14 protein-coding genes and 5 pseudogenes are annotated in these 15,878 nt (G+C 68.2%); 11 read left to right on the forward strand and 8 right to left on the reverse strand.

Annotation, left to right across the window (positions count from 1 at the left end):
- Positions 1-110 precede the first annotated feature (110 nt).
- Both ACFWBB_RS20095 and ACFWBB_RS20100 read left to right on the forward strand, forming a co-directional pair.
- Positions 111-288, forward strand: a pseudogene (locus ACFWBB_RS20095) (kinase); the annotation flags it as partial.
- Positions 289-468: 180 nt separating this feature from the next.
- Complete coding sequence (locus ACFWBB_RS20100) at positions 469-864, forward strand: hypothetical protein (protein WP_385274052.1); 396 nt, start codon at positions 469-471, stop codon at positions 862-864.
- Between the two features lie 352 nt (positions 865-1,216).
- On the opposite strand, the gene ACFWBB_RS20105 is transcribed toward ACFWBB_RS20100, so the two are convergent.
- Positions 1,217-1,657, reverse strand: coding sequence for a hypothetical protein (locus ACFWBB_RS20105; RefSeq protein ID WP_385273906.1), 441 nt, complete (start codon positions 1,655-1,657; stop codon positions 1,217-1,219).
- Positions 1,658-1,835: 178 nt separating this feature from the next.
- Here ACFWBB_RS20105 and ACFWBB_RS20110 point away from each other — a divergent pair, with 178 nt between their 5' ends.
- Entirely contained in the window at positions 1,836-2,276 is a 441-nt protein-coding gene (locus ACFWBB_RS20110) for a hypothetical protein (protein ID WP_385273909.1), read from the forward strand.
- Positions 2,277-2,325: 49 nt separating this feature from the next.
- On the opposite strand, the gene ACFWBB_RS20115 is transcribed toward ACFWBB_RS20110, so the two are convergent.
- The gene (locus ACFWBB_RS20115) at positions 2,326-3,024 is read right to left on the reverse strand and encodes an IS5 family transposase (protein ID WP_385273912.1); all 699 of its coding nucleotides are present in this window, start codon (positions 3,022-3,024) and stop codon (positions 2,326-2,328) included.
- Positions 3,025-3,510: 486 nt separating this feature from the next.
- Positions 3,511-3,837, reverse strand: coding sequence for a putative quinol monooxygenase (locus tag ACFWBB_RS20120; protein ID WP_385273915.1), 327 nt, complete (start codon positions 3,835-3,837; stop codon positions 3,511-3,513).
- A gap of 93 nt (positions 3,838-3,930) precedes the next feature.
- Here ACFWBB_RS20120 and ACFWBB_RS20125 point away from each other — a divergent pair, with 93 nt between their 5' ends.
- Positions 3,931-5,325 (forward strand): PLP-dependent aminotransferase family protein, encoded by a 1,395-nt coding sequence (locus ACFWBB_RS20125; RefSeq protein ID WP_385273918.1) that lies wholly within the window; start codon positions 3,931-3,933, stop codon positions 5,323-5,325.
- Positions 5,326-5,451: 126 nt separating this feature from the next.
- Here the strand turns inward: ACFWBB_RS20125 and ACFWBB_RS20130 are convergent, their stop codons facing one another.
- Complete coding sequence (locus ACFWBB_RS20130) at positions 5,452-5,589, reverse strand: hypothetical protein (RefSeq protein WP_385274069.1); 138 nt, start codon at positions 5,587-5,589, stop codon at positions 5,452-5,454.
- Here ACFWBB_RS20130 and ACFWBB_RS20135 point away from each other — a divergent pair.
- Positions 5,530-6,152: pseudogene (locus ACFWBB_RS20135) on the forward strand (IS3 family transposase); the annotation flags it as partial. The gene ACFWBB_RS20130 and the pseudogene ACFWBB_RS20135 overlap by 60 nt on opposite strands.
- Before the next feature lie 295 nt (positions 6,153-6,447).
- Here ACFWBB_RS20135 and ACFWBB_RS20140 read toward each other — a convergent pair.
- Complete coding sequence (locus tag ACFWBB_RS20140) at positions 6,448-7,698, reverse strand: IS256 family transposase (protein WP_385273921.1); 1,251 nt, start codon at positions 7,696-7,698, stop codon at positions 6,448-6,450.
- Positions 7,699-8,196: 498 nt separating this feature from the next.
- Between ACFWBB_RS20140 and ACFWBB_RS20145 the strand changes: the two genes are divergently transcribed.
- Positions 8,197-8,733: a hypothetical protein gene (locus ACFWBB_RS20145; RefSeq protein ID WP_385273924.1), complete on the forward strand. Its 537-nt coding sequence runs from the start codon at positions 8,197-8,199 to the stop codon at positions 8,731-8,733.
- Between the two features lie 139 nt (positions 8,734-8,872).
- Positions 8,873-9,213, forward strand: a pseudogene (locus tag ACFWBB_RS20150) (hypothetical protein); the annotation flags it as partial.
- Positions 9,214-9,555: 342 nt separating this feature from the next.
- Here the strand turns inward: ACFWBB_RS20150 and ACFWBB_RS20155 are convergent.
- Complete coding sequence (locus tag ACFWBB_RS20155) at positions 9,556-10,044, reverse strand: MarR family winged helix-turn-helix transcriptional regulator (protein ID WP_385273927.1); 489 nt, start codon at positions 10,042-10,044, stop codon at positions 9,556-9,558.
- A 63-nt stretch (positions 10,045-10,107) separates the two neighbouring features.
- On the opposite strand from ACFWBB_RS20155, the gene ACFWBB_RS20160 reads away from it, so the two are divergent.
- Entirely contained in the window at positions 10,108-10,488 is a 381-nt protein-coding gene (locus ACFWBB_RS20160; RefSeq protein WP_385273930.1) for a 4-oxalocrotonate tautomerase family protein, read from the forward strand.
- A 143-nt stretch (positions 10,489-10,631) separates the two neighbouring features.
- On the opposite strand, the pseudogene ACFWBB_RS20165 reads toward ACFWBB_RS20160, so the two are convergent.
- Together ACFWBB_RS20165 and ACFWBB_RS20170 are read right to left on the reverse strand one after the other, a co-directional pair.
- A pseudogene (locus ACFWBB_RS20165) lies at positions 10,632-11,584 on the reverse strand (IS5 family transposase).
- A 149-nt stretch (positions 11,585-11,733) separates the two neighbouring features.
- Positions 11,734-12,432 (reverse strand): SDR family NAD(P)-dependent oxidoreductase, encoded by a 699-nt coding sequence (locus tag ACFWBB_RS20170; RefSeq protein ID WP_385273934.1) that lies wholly within the window; start codon positions 12,430-12,432, stop codon positions 11,734-11,736.
- A 105-nt stretch (positions 12,433-12,537) separates the two neighbouring features.
- Here ACFWBB_RS20170 and ACFWBB_RS20175 point away from each other — a divergent pair, with 105 nt between their 5' ends.
- The 3 genes and pseudogenes from ACFWBB_RS20175 (at position 12,538) to ACFWBB_RS20185 (ending at position 15,805) form a co-directional block, all read left to right on the forward strand.
- A complete protein-coding gene (locus tag ACFWBB_RS20175) occupies positions 12,538-13,413 on the forward strand; it encodes a helix-turn-helix transcriptional regulator (protein WP_385273937.1) in 876 nt (291 codons plus the stop codon).
- Positions 13,414-13,867: 454 nt separating this feature from the next.
- A complete protein-coding gene (locus tag ACFWBB_RS20180; protein WP_385273940.1) occupies positions 13,868-14,806 on the forward strand; it encodes a MerR family transcriptional regulator in 939 nt (312 codons plus the stop codon).
- An 85-nt stretch (positions 14,807-14,891) separates the two neighbouring features.
- Positions 14,892-15,805 (forward strand): annotated as a pseudogene (locus ACFWBB_RS20185) (IS982 family transposase).
- Positions 15,806-15,878: the final 73 nt, after the last annotated feature.

Genomic DNA, 15,878 nt, shown 5'->3' on the forward strand with positions numbered 1-15,878 from the left:
CGCTCCGCTCGCTCCGGAGCGGCCGCGGCCGGCGTGGGTGCCGTTCTGTCCAGGGCGTAGGTGCTGCGCGTGTCCGGGGCGCCAAAGAAGAAGTAGACGTGAGGGCCGTGATGGTGGGCACCCAAGAAACCCGGCTGGTCGTGGTCCGCGCCAACAGCGCCTCAGGGAAGTCGTCCCTCGCAGCCGGCCTGCGCGAGCGGTTCGGCCGCGGCCTGGCCCTGGTCGGGCCGGGACAACCTCCGCCGCATCGTGCTCCGGGAGTGCGACCGGCCCGGTGCCGCGAACCTCGCCAGGTTCGGCAGACCGTCTCGGCTCCTGTTTGCCCGTCGCGCGGTGTGCGGGCGTTGGTCGACGAGGAGCTTCGATCGTGTCGGGACCGGAAGCGAGGGTGGGATGATCCTGTCCTCTCCGGTACGCCTGGCGGCGCCACGTCTACCGGATCGCACCGACGAGGAAGACGAAGGATCGATGATGCTGAACGTGGGCCAACGGGTGCGGCTGGCGGCGGACCTCCGGTTGGCCGGGTCGGTGACCCCAGCCGAGGAGCCCCCGGAGGAGACGGGTGCCTTCGCCGCCTCTGTAGCCCTGGCAGCAGGTATCGAGGGCACTGTCGAGCGTGTGGACGAGCATCACCGGCAGCAGAGCCACGAGGTCCGTGAGTATCTGCGCCTCAAGTCGCTCCTCGACGACTTCGGCCACCAGATGCCGCCGGAGAGCAGAAAGCAACTGGAGGAGCAGGTGGGGGCCTTGGAAGAGCAGTGGGCCGCCTACCAGCGACGGATGCTCCGCGTCACGGTCCGCGTCCGGCTCGACAACGGATTCGTCCTCGACGACGCCCCCGAGGAGGCTTTCGCCTCTGCCTGATCAGTCGTCTCGCCTTCCGCGCGCGGGTCTGTCAAACGAGCGTGTATCTGGGGTAGTTAGGGCCGGTGATGGGCTGCTGAGAGGCGGCCGTTGAAGGTGATGTCGAAGGCGTTCAGCGCGGTCTTCCAGGGCACTTGTGGTGGCATTCGTTCTGGTCGGGTCCTATGGATCGAGTCTCGACTTCGGGGCGGCTTCCGCGACTCCGGCCACTGCCCACCCAGCGCCCGCCGCATCGTCCGCCGCGTCACGTTGTGCACACGCTGAAGCGACCGCATCGACATCCCCAGCAGGTGATCGCGGCGGATCGCGGCGTACAACTCGACCTTCGACCGGGTTGTACGGTGATCCCCGGTCAGCGGCGGCTGGTTGCCAGGATGACGAGGAACTGGCCGCCGCCCGCCTCGATGCTGGCGGTCACCGGCAGCCCCGGTACCAGTCGGGAGAACCGGTCCACCAGCCAATCCGCCGCTTCTTGGGCGTCCTGCCTGGTCGGACAACGGCCCACCATCTCGCGGCCCCCCTTGCGCTCCAGTCTCGCGGCAACGGTGATCAGCGGCGCGGGTTCGGCCACGTACAGGCGGTCCGGCCAGGCGATGACCACCTTGACCGCGCCCTTGCGGGTGTTGCACCCGCGGTGCGCGAGCCGCTCGGCGACCTTGGCCTTTCGGTCGGCGGTCCGGCTGTCAACGCTGGGTCCCTGCGGGTCGTTCACCGACTTGTCGGGGTCGACCGGTTCGTCGCACACCCAGCAGCGCCAGCCGTCGCGCTCAGCTACATCATCAAGGAGACTCATCCGAGCAAACTAGCCTGCCCAGCCGCCACCCCGCGCACCAGGGCCCCGGCAATCAGGTGCGCCGTGGACTCCGTTGTTTTTCCGCTGGTCAGGTGTAGGGGTGGTGTTTCGGCGGGAGGGACGGGTTGTTGTGTCGTCTCTTCGGTGGAGGTGCCGTGAACGCGTCGCTCGGCAGCGGGTGGATGCTCTCCAGGCCGAGCTGCGGGAAGCGGAGGCGGTGCGGGAGCGGTTCGTGATTGCCCGTGAGACGGTGGGTGAGGTTCTGGCGGAGCCTCGCGGCGGTGAGGACGTGGTGCCGGTCGTGGTGGCCGGCGAACGGCCGGTGCAGGTCAGGCAGGCGGTGCCCGGCTCAGTGGTGCCTCACTGGGAGGAAGGGCTCGCCCCGGCGGTTCTTGCGCCGGACTACCAGCGGATCATGGACGTGCTGGCCGGCGGGAACGGGATGCGCGGGGAGGCGACGGACTGTCGTCAACTCGCGGCCGGCCTCGGGCTGGAGCCGGTCCCGGCGAAGGTGGAAGGGGTGCGGTCGAAGGCCAAGCGGCCGGCCGCGCGGGGCTGGCTGGCGGAGGAACGTCCGGGGCTGTTCAGCGTGCCCGTCGGGCGAGGCGGCGGCTCATGACCGTGCTCATCGCCCACTTGATCACTGCCTCCGAGGTGTCGGTGTGCGTCTAGTAGTCGCGGGCCAGTCGGCGTGGGTGCATCAGCCACGCGAACGTGCGCTCCACCAGCCACCTCTTCGGCAGCACGGTGAAACCGCTGGTGTCGTCGCTGCGTCTGACCACGGTCAGCGCGATCCGCCAGGCGTCGCGGGCGAGGTCGCCCAGGCGCCCGGTGTAGCCGCCGTCGGCCCACACCCGCGTGACGCGCCAGTGCCGTTCACGCAGCCGGGCCAGGAGTGTCTGCCCTGCGTCCCGGGCAGTGACCGAGGCCGCGGTCACCATCACGGCCAGCAGCAGTCCGAGGGTGTCCACCACGATGTGCCGCTTGCGGCCGTTGACCTTCTTCCCGGCGTCGAAGCCCCTGGTCGAGCCCGGCACCGACGCGGCTGCCTTCACCGACTGCGCATCGATGATGCCGGCCGTCGGCTCCGGGTCCCGGCCCGCGGCCCGGCGGACCCGGTCGCGCAGCCGGTCGTGGAACTCGGCGGTCAGGCCCTTTTCCCGCCAGCGCCGGAAGAAGGCGTAGACGCGGTCCCACGCGGGGAAGTCCGCAGGCATCGCCCGCCAGGTGATACCGCCCGCGACCAGATAGCGCACCGCATCGACCATCTGCCGGTGGCAATAGCTCTCCGGCTGCCCGCCGCGGCCCTCGAGCCAGCCGGGAACCGGCATCGCGTCACGTACGACGGCCCACTCCGCGTCGCTCATGTCGGACAGATGCTTCGGTCGCCTGTACGGCCGGTCCGCAGCGTTCCCGAACCGGTGAGTGAGCGAGACAATCACACGACGGGGACGCCGAGTTGAACGCCATCGACGCCGGCACGGAAGACTGCAGCACCAGGGGCCTCCTGCTGCTCGTTTGGATTCGACACCCTCGAGCTGTGCGGGAGGCCCCGCTTTCATGCCCGGTCGGCCACGAGATCACCCGACCGAGTCGACGACCTCGAACTCACGCCCACCAAGATCGATAGAGCAACAGCTTCTCACTGCGGGGCTTGGGTTGGGACGGCGGATTGTGCTTCTGCCGCTGGGGGCCTTATGGCGCATCGGTCTTCGAAACAGCCCCGAGCATGCCAGCTGATCATGCATGCGCACCGGAAAGCTCCAAGATCCCCGACAGAGTCAGCTAAGCGGGTCGGCGTCTTTGCCGTGCCGACAGCCGGGCCGCGCCGAAACGAGCCGCGTTGTCGATGATCAGGCAGCCGTGGGTACGGGTGCCAGACGTCGCATGAAAACCGCTTGGACGCCGCCGTCGAGGAGGTCGTCCGAGCGGGCGAGGAACTCCTGGAGGTGCGGCTTTTCCAGGTTGGCAGCGTGGTCCTGCCGACTGCGCCACACCTCGTGGAAGTGGAACGAGGCCGGGTCGTTCACGTCGACGTGCAGGTCGTAGCTGATGCAGCCGGGTTCGCTCAACGTGTGCGGCACGAGCGCAGTCAACGCTTCCCGAAGTTCCTGTTCCCGTCCGGCTCTCGCCCGCAGCCGGGCGACGACGGTGAGGCTCTCGTGATTCACGGATGACATCAGTTGTTGCTCCTGGTTCCTGGCCTGGCATGAACGCCGGGCTTGCGAACACTGACGCTAGAAAGAACCGGTCCGGGTGTACAGTCCACTCGCGTGTCTGCTGACCGGACCAATCGCGCCACCGGCCTGCTCGTCGAGCTCCCCGACGACGGTCGCCCGATGCACGAGCGCCTCACCGGCGCGATCAGGATCGCCATCGGGCAGGGCCGGCTCGGGCCCGGGCATCTCCTTCCGTCCAGTCGTACGCTCGCCGCGGAGCTCGGCTGTTCCCGGTGGGTCGTCAACGAGGCGTACGTCCAACTCGCGGCCGAGGGACACCTGCAGACCAGGCGGGGTTCGGGCACCCGGGTCGCCGCCACCCGGAGCGAGCCGGCACCGAAGCGGAGCGCGGCTCCGGAAGCGCCGCCGTGTGTGGCAGATCTTCGGCCCGGCGCCCCGGACATCAACGGATTCCCCGCCGCTGCCTGGATGCGGTCCCTTCAGCACGTGCTCACCGTCGCCGACTGGTCGCCGCCGGTCTTCCCGCCCGCAGAGGGAGTACCCCGCCTCCGCGAGGTGGTAGCCGCCTACCTGAGGCGGGCTCGGGGCATCCCGGTGGAGAGCGAGGAGGTATTGATCACCTGCGGCACCTCGCATGGCATGGCCGCCGTCGCGCGCGTGCTGAGCACCAGGGCGAACTCCGGGGTGGCGGTTGAGGATCCCGGCTGGTTCCGCCTGCGGGAGGTGGCCGCCGCCGCGGGCTTGCGCATCGAGCCGGTCGCCGTGGACTCGTCGGGTGTCGACGTCGAGGCGGTGCGCCGGGCGGATGTCGGCGCGCTGGTCTGCGCGCCGGCCCACCAGTTCCCTACCGGCGCGGTGCTGTCGCCGGACCGTCGTCGGGCCCTGCTGGCCTGGGCTGCGCAGAGTTCTGGTCTGATCGTGGAGGACGACTACGACGCCGAGTTCCGTTACGACGGCAGGCCGGTCGGCGCGTTGGCCGGTCTCGGGCGCGAACATGTCGCCTATCTGGGTTCGGTCAGCAAGACGTTGCACCCCGGCTTGCGGCTCGGCTGGCTCGTGCCGCCCGCCGGCCTGCGCAAGCCGCTGCTCTCGGCCCTGGAGGCGACCGGCGGCGGCCCCAGCACGCTGGAACAGCTCACCTTCGCGCATTTCGTCGAGACCGGCGGCTACGACCGGCATCTACGGCGGGCCCGTAAGGCGTACCGCGCCCGCCGGGACGCTCTGGTCGCCGCACTGACCAGGCACGTCGCGATCAGCGCCAACGGCATCGCCGCCGGTCTGCATCTGACGGTGCCGTTGCCGCAGGGCACCGACGAGCATGCCGTCGTCGCACGGCTGAGCGAGCTGGGCGTCGCGGTGGTGCCGCTCGCCCGGTACACGATCAGCCGTCAGGCGCCTGCCCTCGTCGTCGGGTACGGCCGGCTCGCCCCGTCCCGGGCGGTGTGGGCGGCCGACCGGATCGCCGAGGCCGTTCGTGAGTGCTGGTAGCCGAGGCCGAGCGCGTGAGTGCACAGTTCGGCGATGTGGGCCGGCGCGAGCGTCTCTCATGCCGACGCCTCGATGAAGGTGTGGACGTTCGCGTAATTCGGCTCTGGCGGCGATCACGTGACGTGGTCAAGGCGTGAGCAGTATCCGGAGTCTGAGCAGGTCGAAGTTGGCCCGCCCGTAGCACTGGCGTTTGAGGGCCTTGCCGAGCACCGTGGCGCCTACGGCGCCCCGCGCGTCCATACCGAGCTGCGGGCGAGAGGGCACAGGATCAACCGCAAGCGCGTCACCGGCTGATGCGGACCAATCACATCGTCGGCCGCCACCTGCGGAAGAAGAAGCGGACGACGATCGCGGACAGGACCGCGGCGCCCGCGCCGGACCTGGTGATGCGCCACTTCACCGCGGACGCTCTGAACACCAGGTGGTGCGGCGACATCACTTACATAGCCGTCGGTTCGACGTGGCTCTACCTCGCCACGGTGATCGACATCTGGTCGATCGCCGACCACATGCGCACCTCGCTGGTCACCGACGCGATCGAGATGGCCGTGGCCGCCCGCGGCGGCCGGGCCCACGGCGTCGTCTTCCACACCGTCAGAGGCGCCCGATACAGCGCGGCCGCCTTCGCCGACGTCTGCCGCCGCCACGGCATCCGCCGCAGCATGGGCCGAGTGGGCTCGAGCTACGACAACGCCCTCGCCGAGTCTTACGTCCAGGGCCTCAAGCGCGAATTGCTCCACGGACGCCGCTGGACCTCAAAGGCACAGACCCGACTCGAGCTGTTCCGGAGCTATCGTCAAGACTTGTGGATCAGTGATCAGAACCAGTTGATCGTGTCCTTCAGGAGGCGGGCGAACTTCGCCCGCCCGCTCGCGTTCGCTCGCCATGTTTCCTCGGCTTGAACGCTGGCGGTTGTGACTCCAGCTTGGCCGGCCGGGTTCTCCGCCGGTATCAGACGGCGGTTGGCGATGAGCATCCCAACCCGGATGAGTGTGACGTTCAGGCGGCGGGCGGCTTCTGGCTGGGACATCCAGGCGTCGTCCTCGACAGTGTCCACCTTGAGCAGAACGTAGCCGCGGTTGTTTCGCGACCAAGACCGCCCCTGCTGGCGTCTTTCCTGCATCACGCTGCGGCCGTCGGTCGCTCGACCAGGAGGCCGCGTTCGAAGCGGGCTCCGGCGCGGACGAGGGCGACGAGGTGGGGAGCGTTCACGGCTCGCCACCGCTGCTGTGCGGACTCGACGAGCTTGAAATCCATGGCCAGGGCGGCGGCCGGACTGCCGGCGCCCCGGGTGATCTTGGTCCGCAGACGGACAGTGGCGAAAGTCGACTCGATCGGGTTGGTTGTCCGCAGGTGGACCCAGCGCTCGGCGGGAAAGTCGTAGAACGCCAGGAGCTCGTCGGCGTCGTCGGTGATCTTCTTGACTGCCTTGGGGAACTTCGCGCCGTAGGTCTTGGCGAACCCGGCGACGGCCTTGAGCGCGTGATCGCGGTCCTCGGCGTTGTAGATCTCCTGCAGGGCCTTCTTCGCGCCGGGCTGGGCGGACTTCGGCAGGGCGTTCGCGACGTTGGCGATATTGCGAACCCAGCACCTTTGATGCCGGGTTTCGGGGAATACCTCGGCCAGGGCTTTCCAGGACCCGAGTGCGCCGTCTCCGACGGCGAGGGCGGGAGCGCGCATGCCTCGGCGTGCGCAGTCCCGCAGCAGGTCGGCCCACGAGTCGGCGGATTCGCGGTAGCCGTCGTTCATGGCGATCAGCTCTTTGGTGCCGTCCGCGCGCACGCCCATCAGCACGAGCACGCAAGACTTCGCCCTGCGCAGGCGTATGCGCAGGTGGATGCCGTCGGCCCAGACATAAACGTAGTCGCAGGCGGACAGATCGCGCTCGCCGAACGCGGCGTGATCGGCCTGCCATTGCTGGGTGAGGCGGGTGACCGTCGCCGGTGAGAGGCCGGCCGTCGAACCGAGGAACTGCTCCAGGGCGGGCACGAAGTCGCCAGAGGACAGGCCGTGCAGATAGAGCAGGGGCAGCACCTCGCTGATCTTCAAGGACTTGCGGCACCACGGCGGCAGGTTCGCCGAGGAGAATCTCTTGCGTTCGCCGGTGGACTCATCGACGCGCTTGTCGTTGACCCGCGGGGCCTTCACCTCGACCGCCCCGGCCGCGTTCGTGACCATCCTCGCCTGGTGGTAGCCGTTGCGGACCACCAGACGGCGCCCGTGCTCATCCCGCTGATCGGTCAACTCGGCTATATAGGCGTTGACTTCAGCTTCCAGTGCGGCGGCCAGCATCCGCCTTGCGCCCTCCCGGACGATGTCGTCGATCAGGGAGCCGGTCTCGGTCGTTCCATCGGCATTCACTACGCTCAGCACGGGCGTGCCTTCCCGACCGACGGTGCAACGTCGGCCTACTCGATGACCAGAAGTCGATCACTCGGGAAGGTACGCCCTTCGCGTCCAATCCGAGGCCGATCCACAGGTCATGAGCATTGCTCGCTGTTTCCGCTGGCTTTCCTATTACAACCGGCGCCGCCGCCACTCCGCGCTCGGCTGCCGCACACCAGCCGAGTTTGAACAACAACTGATCACGACACCTACGCTGTCACTCGTCGCATGAAGCACGGTGTCCACTCCCCGGGATCAACCTCACTCGCGCGATCACCCGATCAGGAACCCGGTTCGACCAGGCCCGCCCCGTGATCGATAAGCGGATGGCGTCTGAGACACATCAGGCAAGTTGGTTGAACCAGTCCAGGTGTTCCGGCCGGAACACCTGCGTTCAGCTGACTGCAAATGTCGTCAACCGAGCGGGGTAGTGACGTCAACCTGCAGGTTGATCCCCGGCAGGGGAAGACCAGGAACACTGAGAGTATGTCAACCAACATAAGCTATACGGCAGTTGGGAGTAGGGGGACGGAGCGCCCCGTCCCGCTGTGGGCGGAGAGAGTCGCCCGCCTCATTCCGCTGGTGGGGCTGCCGGTGTGTCTCTGGCGGCTGCCCATCGGCTTCGGCTACGCGATGGGCGGGGACAACACTCCGTCGGCGTGGTGGCACATCCCGTACGTCTTCGGACTCAGTCTCCTGACGGAGGCGTTCGCGCTGCTCGGGTTCGGGCTGGTGCGCCGATGGGGAGAGGTGGTGCCCAATTGGGTCCCGAAACTGGGTGGCCGCCGCATCCCGCCCTTCGCGGCGATCGTTCCCGCCACAGTCGGCGGGCTCCTCCTCCTGGGGCTGATGGTCAACTGGGTCTTCACGGCCTTCCGCATCGACGGTTCGCCCGGTTTCCCGTACGCCCCGGGTTGGGACATGCTGGCGATGACGGTCAGCGGCCTGCTGACCCTGTGGGGCCCCCTGGTGCTGGCTTTGACCTACGGCTACTACCGCCGCCGCTGCCGCCCGGACGCCTGAGCATTTTCTCGCCCCGGCGCGGTCCTCCCTGTCCGCAAGTCCGGGACCCTCCGGCGCCCGGAGGAGGTTGACCGCCCGCCGATTTCCTGCCGCTTCCTGTCAGCGCATCGTCCGGCGGAGGGAACGGGGAGTCAGGTAGGTGCAGGTCTTCCCCGACCAGTTCAGCAACTGGTTCGGCATGGAGCTGGCGACCGGCGGCTGTGCGGCCGGGCTACTGTTCCCCCGGATCGCCCTGACGCCGTTCCGGCCCTGGTCGACGGCGACCGGACGCTCGGCGAGGACGACTTCATGAGCGGTGCGACGGAGGACCGCTACCCGGACCACTTCGGCCTGGCCCACGGCATCGACGGCGGCGGAAGCGGCCTGGCCCGTGTGGCGGTCGCCGACCGGCTCGCCGTCCTCCCACACCGCCATGTCATCCTCGGCCACGACGTCGCGGCCAACACGGACTTCCTGGCGAAACTCGCGAGCGACATCTGACCTGCCCGGTTCCCAGGCCCGCCGCTGCTCCCACCTGGTGAGCGCGACCTCCCCGGGCCCCGGTGGTGCGCGAAGATCTAGGGCGGCTCGCACATGTCCTGTCTCAATGAAGTTAGTCGTCCATCCCTGAGCTGACCTGCGTGGACTGGATTGGGTGAGACGCGGGGACTTGGTTCGTTGAGACAAATCTCGGGGACTGGGACCGAACAGGCTTAAGTGCTGTCCGGTCTCAGTTCGGGCTGGCGCTGTGCCGGTCGGGCCGTCACGCCCTGGCGCTGGCGACTCCTGAGCCGTCCATGTAGTCACGGACTCGCATGGTCAGTCCGTTGCGGACATGGAGTATCAACGCAGCTGCGCGTTCCGATGCTGGTCGCCCGCCTGCTCCAAGGCGGCCTCGTAGGCGTGCAGGGCGGTGATGACTGTGGCGCGTTCCGCGGGGTCGAGACCGCGCATGACGCATTCCCAGGCAGAGGCGCTGCCAGAAAGCCATTCGCCGATCGGTGCGGCGTAGGCGGGGGCGATGGCGATGATGCGGCGGCGGCGGTCGGCGGGATCGGCAGTGCGCTGCAGGACGCCCGGCCGTGACAGCTCGCTGACCATGAGGCTGACAGTCGTCGGGGCCACCTCCAGTCGAGCGGCTAGCTCGTTGATGCTGGTGGGGCCGTCGTACTCCAGGTGGGCCAGCAGTGCGAGGTGTCGAGGTGCCAGGTCCAGACCCTGGAGCGCCGGAGGTATGGGCAGGCGCTTGGCGCGGCCCACGAGCCGTGGCATGAGCAACAGCAGGGTGCGGACGGCCTCATCGACGGCTGGACCGTCCGATTCCGTGGACATCAGCGACCTCCTCCAGATACCTTTAAAAACAAAGGCTTTGTATTCAAAGGGAAAGGGTCCACTATGCCGCATCTGACCGTCCACCTTCCAGAAAACAGGCTGACCGGGAACGAACCCATGCTCGTCGCCGCACTGACCGACGCTATCGTCGACGTCTATGGCGAATGGTCCCGCGACCTCGTAAGCGTCCGCCTGGCCGGAGTCGCCGCAGGCGGTTTCGCGCAGGGTGGCAAGGCCGTGGACACAAATGCCTCGGTGATCCTGGGCGTCCGTGCTGGCGTCTTCGACCGCCCCGACGCCGCCCAGATCACCGCGCGCCTCGGCACCGGGCTCACCGACGCGATCACGCGCGTCGTCGGCGATGACCTCCGCGCCGGCACCATGGTCGAACTCGTGGCGTCACCGCCAGAACGTAGCTTCGTCGGCGGCACCCTCGCCGTGTGATCCCCCATCTGGGCCTCTCACGACCCGGCTGTACTCAGGCTCAGCAGCGGGGTAGGGCCCCGCCTGATCCACCCCAGCCGCTACGGCCATCCAGCGCCCCCAGCACGCTCAACCGCGCGACTAGGGCACGTATTGAGTCGTGATCAATGGGTGGCCCGGGTGAGGTCTTTTTTCCAGATCATCGAGGCGCGCAGGTGGAGGCCGGCGAGGTAGCTGTCTGGGATCTTGTCGTACCGGGTGGCGATGCCTCGCCAATCCTTGAGCTTGTTGATCAGGCGCTCGACCGTGTTCCTCTCCTCGTAGAGATCGGCATCGTGACTGACGGGCCGACCGCCCCGGGAGCCCTTCTTCTTCCGGTTGGCGGCCTGGTCCCTCTTCTCGGGGATGACTGCCTTGATGCCGCGTCCGCGCAGGTGGGCCCGGTTGCAGCGGGACGAGTAGGCTTTGTCCCCGGCAATGGCGGCCGGCCGGGTGCGAGGGCGGCCGACCGGGCCGCGGACCCGTATCTTTCCCAGCACGGGGATGAACTGTGGGCTGTCCGCGGCCTGGCCCGCGGTCAGGACGAACGCCAGCGGGCGGCACTTGCGGTCGGCGGCGAGGTGGACCTCGCTTGTCTGCCCGCCTCGGGAGCGTCCGAGGAGAGCGGCCTTCAACCGGAGGGCACGCCGACGCCGGATACGTCGTCGCTCCTCCCGTTCGGGACTGGGCTCGGCGTCCTGCCTGTTTTGTTCTTCGAAGCTGCCCCTTTTGACCTGGTCTTCCCCTCCTCGGCGGCGGCCTTCTCCAGGGCGGTAATGACGCCTTCGTCCAGGTGCATCCCGGCGGCGTCGTGGTGAGCGCGTGCGGTGGTGGAGTCGATGCTGACCAGGGACAGGTCCACCTCGCCGCGCTTCGCGGCTTCCGCGAAGCGGTTGTGGACGGTCGACCAGGCGCCGAACTCCTGGGGCATCTCCCGCCACTGCCCGCCGGTCTTGAACCGCCAGATCACGCCTTCGAACTGCTGCCGTAGCCGCTCGGGGTACGGGCCATACGCGCCGATCGGCAGGTACGGCCCGATGAACTCCCACTCCTCATCCGTCAGTTGCACGCGTGTCACGCAAGAACATCTACCGGTCCGGGCCCCGTCGCGAGGGCGACTCCCGCAGATTGATCATGATGCGATCTGTGCCCTGGAGCCACCCCGAATGCTGCAACGACTTCGTGGGTTCCTCGTCACCTGAAACGGCTGATCCGGCACGGCCGGTTTCAGGACCAGGCGATCTCGCCATGGCGGGAGGCGAAGCGTCCGGTGCCGGCGCCGGGCTCCTCGGTGGCAAGGGCGACGATCGCGTCCGTGCCCTCGGTGACGGTTTGGGGGCCGCTGTGACCGTTGAGGTCGGTCGCGGTGTAGCCGGGGTCGGCGGCGTTGACGCGGATGCCCTTGAGCCCCTTGGCATACTGCGTGGTCAACATCGTCAGGGCCGCCTTCGAGGAGGTGTACAGCGGCGCGATCACGCGCGACTCGGGTCGGCCGGGGTCGTGGGTGAGGGCGAGGGAGCCCATGCCGCTGCTGACATTGACGATCACAGGGTCGTCCGAGCGGCGCAGCAGCGGCAAGAACGCGGTGGTGGTGCGGACGACGCCGATGACGTTGACGTCGAGGACGGCGAGGGCGTCGGCGGCGGTGAGGTCGCCGGGGTCGCCGACGGGGCCGTGCACACCGGCGTTGTTGATCAGGACGTCGATCACGCCCTCGTGTTCGGCGACGTTCGCGGCCGCGGCGGCCACGGACGCATCGTCGGTCACGTCGATGGGGACGTAGCGCGCACCGAGCGCGGCGGCCGTCTCTTCGCCCTGCTCGCGGTTGCGGGCTCCGACGAGCACGGTGTGCCCACTCTCGATCAGGCGGCGGGCGGTCTCGCGGCCGAGACCCTTGTTGGCTCCGGTGATGAAGGTGATCGTCATGCGTTCGATACTGGCCCCGACGACGGAGGCGGGCCAGGGACGCTTCGACGGTAGGAAGACCAGTACCACCCTCGCGCCCGCACACACGATCGGGGATGCCGGAGGATGGAGATCATGTCGACGACACCCGGAACCGGACTGGGCGCGATGATCCGCACGTGGCGGGACCGGCTGCCCCCATCGGCCGCCGGGCTGCCGGCGGCCCGCGGGCGCCGGGCGGCCGGGCTGCGGCGCGAAGAACTGGCTGACCTGGCCGGGGTATCGGTCGACTACGTCGTGCGCCTGGAACAGGGGCGGGCCACGACACCCTCCGCGTCGGTGGTGGCGTCCCTGGCGCGCGCCCTGCAGCTGTCCACCGCCGAGCGGGACCACCTGTACCGGCTGGCCCAGCTCGTACCGCCGGTGGGCGGCGCGATCTCTGACCATCTTCCGCCCGGCGTGCAGCGGGTGCTCGCCCGCCTCGGGGACGTGGCGGTTGCCGTGTTCGCGGCGGACTGGCAACTGGTGTGGTGGAACCGTGGGTGGGCCGCCCTGCTGGGCGACCCCTCCGCCTCGCCGCAGCGCCTGCGCAACTTCGCCCGCGACAGGTTCCCGGTGAACGCCGGCCCCGCCCACCTCGCACGGTGGCCGGTGACCGAGGCGGACCGCGACGCCACCGACGCCGCCGTCGTCTCCGACCTGCGCCGCGCCACCGGCCGCTTCCCCCAGGACAATCGCTTGGCCGCGCTGATCCGCGACCTGAACGCGGGCAACAGGAGGTTCGCCGAGCTATGGGCGACCGGAGAGGTGGCCGCACACCGCGAGGACCACAAGACGATCGACCACCCGTCAGTGGGCCCGGTCACGGTGGACTGCGACATCCTGGCCGACGGCGACTCCGAGCTCAAAATCGTCATCATGACCGCCGTGCCCGGCAGCGAGGACGAGACCAAGCTCCGGCTCACCGCCATCGCCGGCCCACCGGCCACCACCCACAACTGATCCGACCTACGCATCGATCGACCGGCTGCATGTGCGCGGCGAGTGCCACACCACGATGCCGACCTCTCAAGGAGAGGAACACGGTCGAGCGCCTGATCAACAAGCTCAAGGATTGGCGAGGCATCGCCACCCGGTACGACAAGATCCCAGACAGCTACCTCGCCGGCCTCCACCTGCGCGCCTCGATGATCTGGATAAAAGACCTCACCCGGGCCACCCATTGATCACGACTCGATACGTGCCCTAGATGATTGAGTCCAAGGGCTCGTAGCCGTAGGCCGCCAGCGAGCGGTGTCGCATGTCGCTGCCATCGCTCGCCCAGCGCGTGCAAGGCGTGCCTGTTTCATCCTGGCGAACGCGAGGCATGCTTCAGCAACTCGGAGGACGTCTCGGTCGGGGCCCGCTGGGCAATGGTGTTGAGTCTCCAGTGACTGGAGACAGCAGAGTGGGGGACATGGACGTTACGACCCTCTACTCGATCGGGGAGCTTTCCCGGCGGACCGGCTTGTCTGTGAGGACCATCCGGTTCTACTCCGATTCGGGGGTGGTAGCGCCGACCACCCGTAGTCCCGCCGGCTATCGGCTCTACGACCTCGACGCACTGTTTCGTCTGGAACTCCTGCGCACACTGCGCGAGCTGGGCATGGACCTGGCCACGATTCAACGGGTACTGGACCGCGAGCTCTCGGTGGCGGAAGTCGCCGCGGCGCACGCCGACGCCATGGACGTCCAGATCCGGATGCTGCAACTGCGTCGGAGCGTTCTGCGAGTCGTGGCCAGACGCGGGTCCAGTCCCGAGGAGACCACACTCATGCACAGGCTCACGCAGTTGTCCGGCGAGGAACGCCGACGTTTGATCGACGATTTCATGGATGGCACCTTCGGCACAGTGGATGCCGACCCGACCGCGGTGGCCATGGTTCGCGCCGCCACTCCCGACCTCCCCGATGATCCGACCAGCGAGCAGGTCGCCGCGTGGGTGGAGCTCGCCGAGCTGGTCGGCGACGAGGATTTCCGCGCTCGGATGCACCGGACGGCCGTACGTCAGGCCGCCGGGCGCCCGCTCGACATCGAATGCGATGCCGGCGAGGAACTGATGGAATTCACCCGTCAGAAGGTGGCCGAAGCCATGGAGTCGGGCATCGACCCGCTCAGCGACAGGGGCGCACCCGTCATCGACGACCTCGTGCACCGCTTCGCCGAGGTGCTCGCGCGCACCCCTGACACGGAATTCCGGGACTGGATGGCCCAGCAGTTCGACGAGGCGCACGATCCCCGGGTAGACCGATACTGGCGGCTGGTGTGGATCGTCAACGGCTGGCAGGTAGTACCGAACCTGATCCCGGTGTACCCCTGGCTCATCCAGGCCCTGCGAAATGACCGTGACGCATAGTCACCGCAGTGGGCACGCCCCGGATCCCTGAATGAGTCCAGGGGATCGCCTGCGGACATGAGACGAGGGCGTCCAACGTCGATGTGTGACTAACGACCTGGACACCCTCGCAACGGCACTCTACGCCCGGATTGACGACGAGTTGAAGGCTTCGCCGTGGCTGGCGCCGTGGCGGCCTGCCGTCGGAATCACGCCCACGCTCAGTGACGCCGAGCTGATCACGCTCGCGGTCATGTCGGCGCTGCTCGGATACACCTCTGAGCGGCGCTGGCTTCGCCGCGTCGGGCGGGACTTCGGCCACTTGTTTCCCTACGTGCCCCAGCAGTCCGGCTACAACAAGCGGCTGCGCGCCGCGTCCTCACTGCTCACCAAGGTGATCCGGATCGTGGCCCGCGATACCTCAGTGTGGAGCGACGATGTGTGGCTGGTCGACTCCACACCGGTCGGTTGCGGTTGCTCCCGTGAGACGGCCAAAGGCTCGGACCTGGCAGGCTGGGCCCAGTACGGCTACTGCGCATCACACTCGCGATACTTCTGGGGGATGCGTCTGCACCTGGTGTGCACACTCGGCGGACTGCCGGTCCTGTTCGCACTCACCGGGGCCAAGGCGGACGAGCGCGAAACGCTGCGCGACATGCTCGAGACCGCGCCAGACGTCCTCGCCGTTCACCCCGGGCAGACGATCATCGGGGACAAGAACTACTTCGGCCGCGAGTTCGAGCACGGCCTTGCCGAGCGTCACCTGAAGTTGCTGCGGCCGGCCCGCAAGGGGGAAGCCGAGCCGGCCGGGCGCACCTGTTCAAACCGCTGCGGCAGGTCATCGAGTCGATCAATCAGACCTTCAAGGGGCAGCTCAATCTGGAACGACACGGCGGCAAGAGCCCTGCAGGGGTGTCAGTCCGGGTCTTGTGCCGGATCCTCGCACTCACAGCGGCGATCTGGCACAACGACCAAACTGGACAGCCCATCAAGCGATCACTCACGGCCTACGATCACTGACCGCAACGACACCCATTGGACTCATTCAGCTAGGTTCGCTGAGACAGAAGCCCGAACGACTCGGTTCTTTGAG

The sequence above is a fragment of the Streptomyces sp. NPDC060000 genome (assembly GCF_042737375.1).
In the GTDB taxonomy this organism is placed as follows: Bacteria; Actinomycetota; Actinomycetes; order Streptomycetales; family Streptomycetaceae; genus Streptomyces.

What these genes read in the sequence shown, in the direction of transcription:
- ACFWBB_RS20105 (WP_385273906.1), bottom strand. Translation starts at nt 1,657, where the DNA reads ATGAGTCTCCTTGATGATGTAGCTGAGCGCGACGGCTGGCGCTGCTGG.
- ACFWBB_RS20180 (WP_385273940.1), top strand. Translation starts at nt 13,868, where the DNA reads ATGGACGTTACGACCCTCTACTCGATCGGGGAGCTTTCCCGGCGGACC.
- ACFWBB_RS20115 (WP_385273912.1), bottom strand. Translation starts at nt 3,024, where the DNA reads ATGAGCGACGCGGAGTGGGCCGTCGTACGTGACGCGATGCCGGTTCCC.
- ACFWBB_RS20155 (WP_385273927.1), bottom strand. Translation starts at nt 10,044, where the DNA reads ATGTCCACGGAATCGGACGGTCCAGCCGTCGATGAGGCCGTCCGCACC.
- ACFWBB_RS20175 (WP_385273937.1), top strand. Translation starts at nt 12,538, where the DNA reads ATGGAGATCATGTCGACGACACCCGGAACCGGACTGGGCGCGATGATC.
- ACFWBB_RS20145 (WP_385273924.1), top strand. Translation starts at nt 8,197, where the DNA reads ATGTCAACCAACATAAGCTATACGGCAGTTGGGAGTAGGGGGACGGAG.
- ACFWBB_RS20100 (WP_385274052.1), top strand. Translation starts at nt 469, where the DNA reads ATGATGCTGAACGTGGGCCAACGGGTGCGGCTGGCGGCGGACCTCCGG.
- ACFWBB_RS20160 (WP_385273930.1), top strand. Translation starts at nt 10,108, where the DNA reads ATGCCGCATCTGACCGTCCACCTTCCAGAAAACAGGCTGACCGGGAAC.
- ACFWBB_RS20120 (WP_385273915.1), bottom strand. Translation starts at nt 3,837, where the DNA reads ATGTCATCCGTGAATCACGAGAGCCTCACCGTCGTCGCCCGGCTGCGG.
- ACFWBB_RS20170 (WP_385273934.1), bottom strand. Translation starts at nt 12,432, where the DNA reads ATGACGATCACCTTCATCACCGGAGCCAACAAGGGTCTCGGCCGCGAG.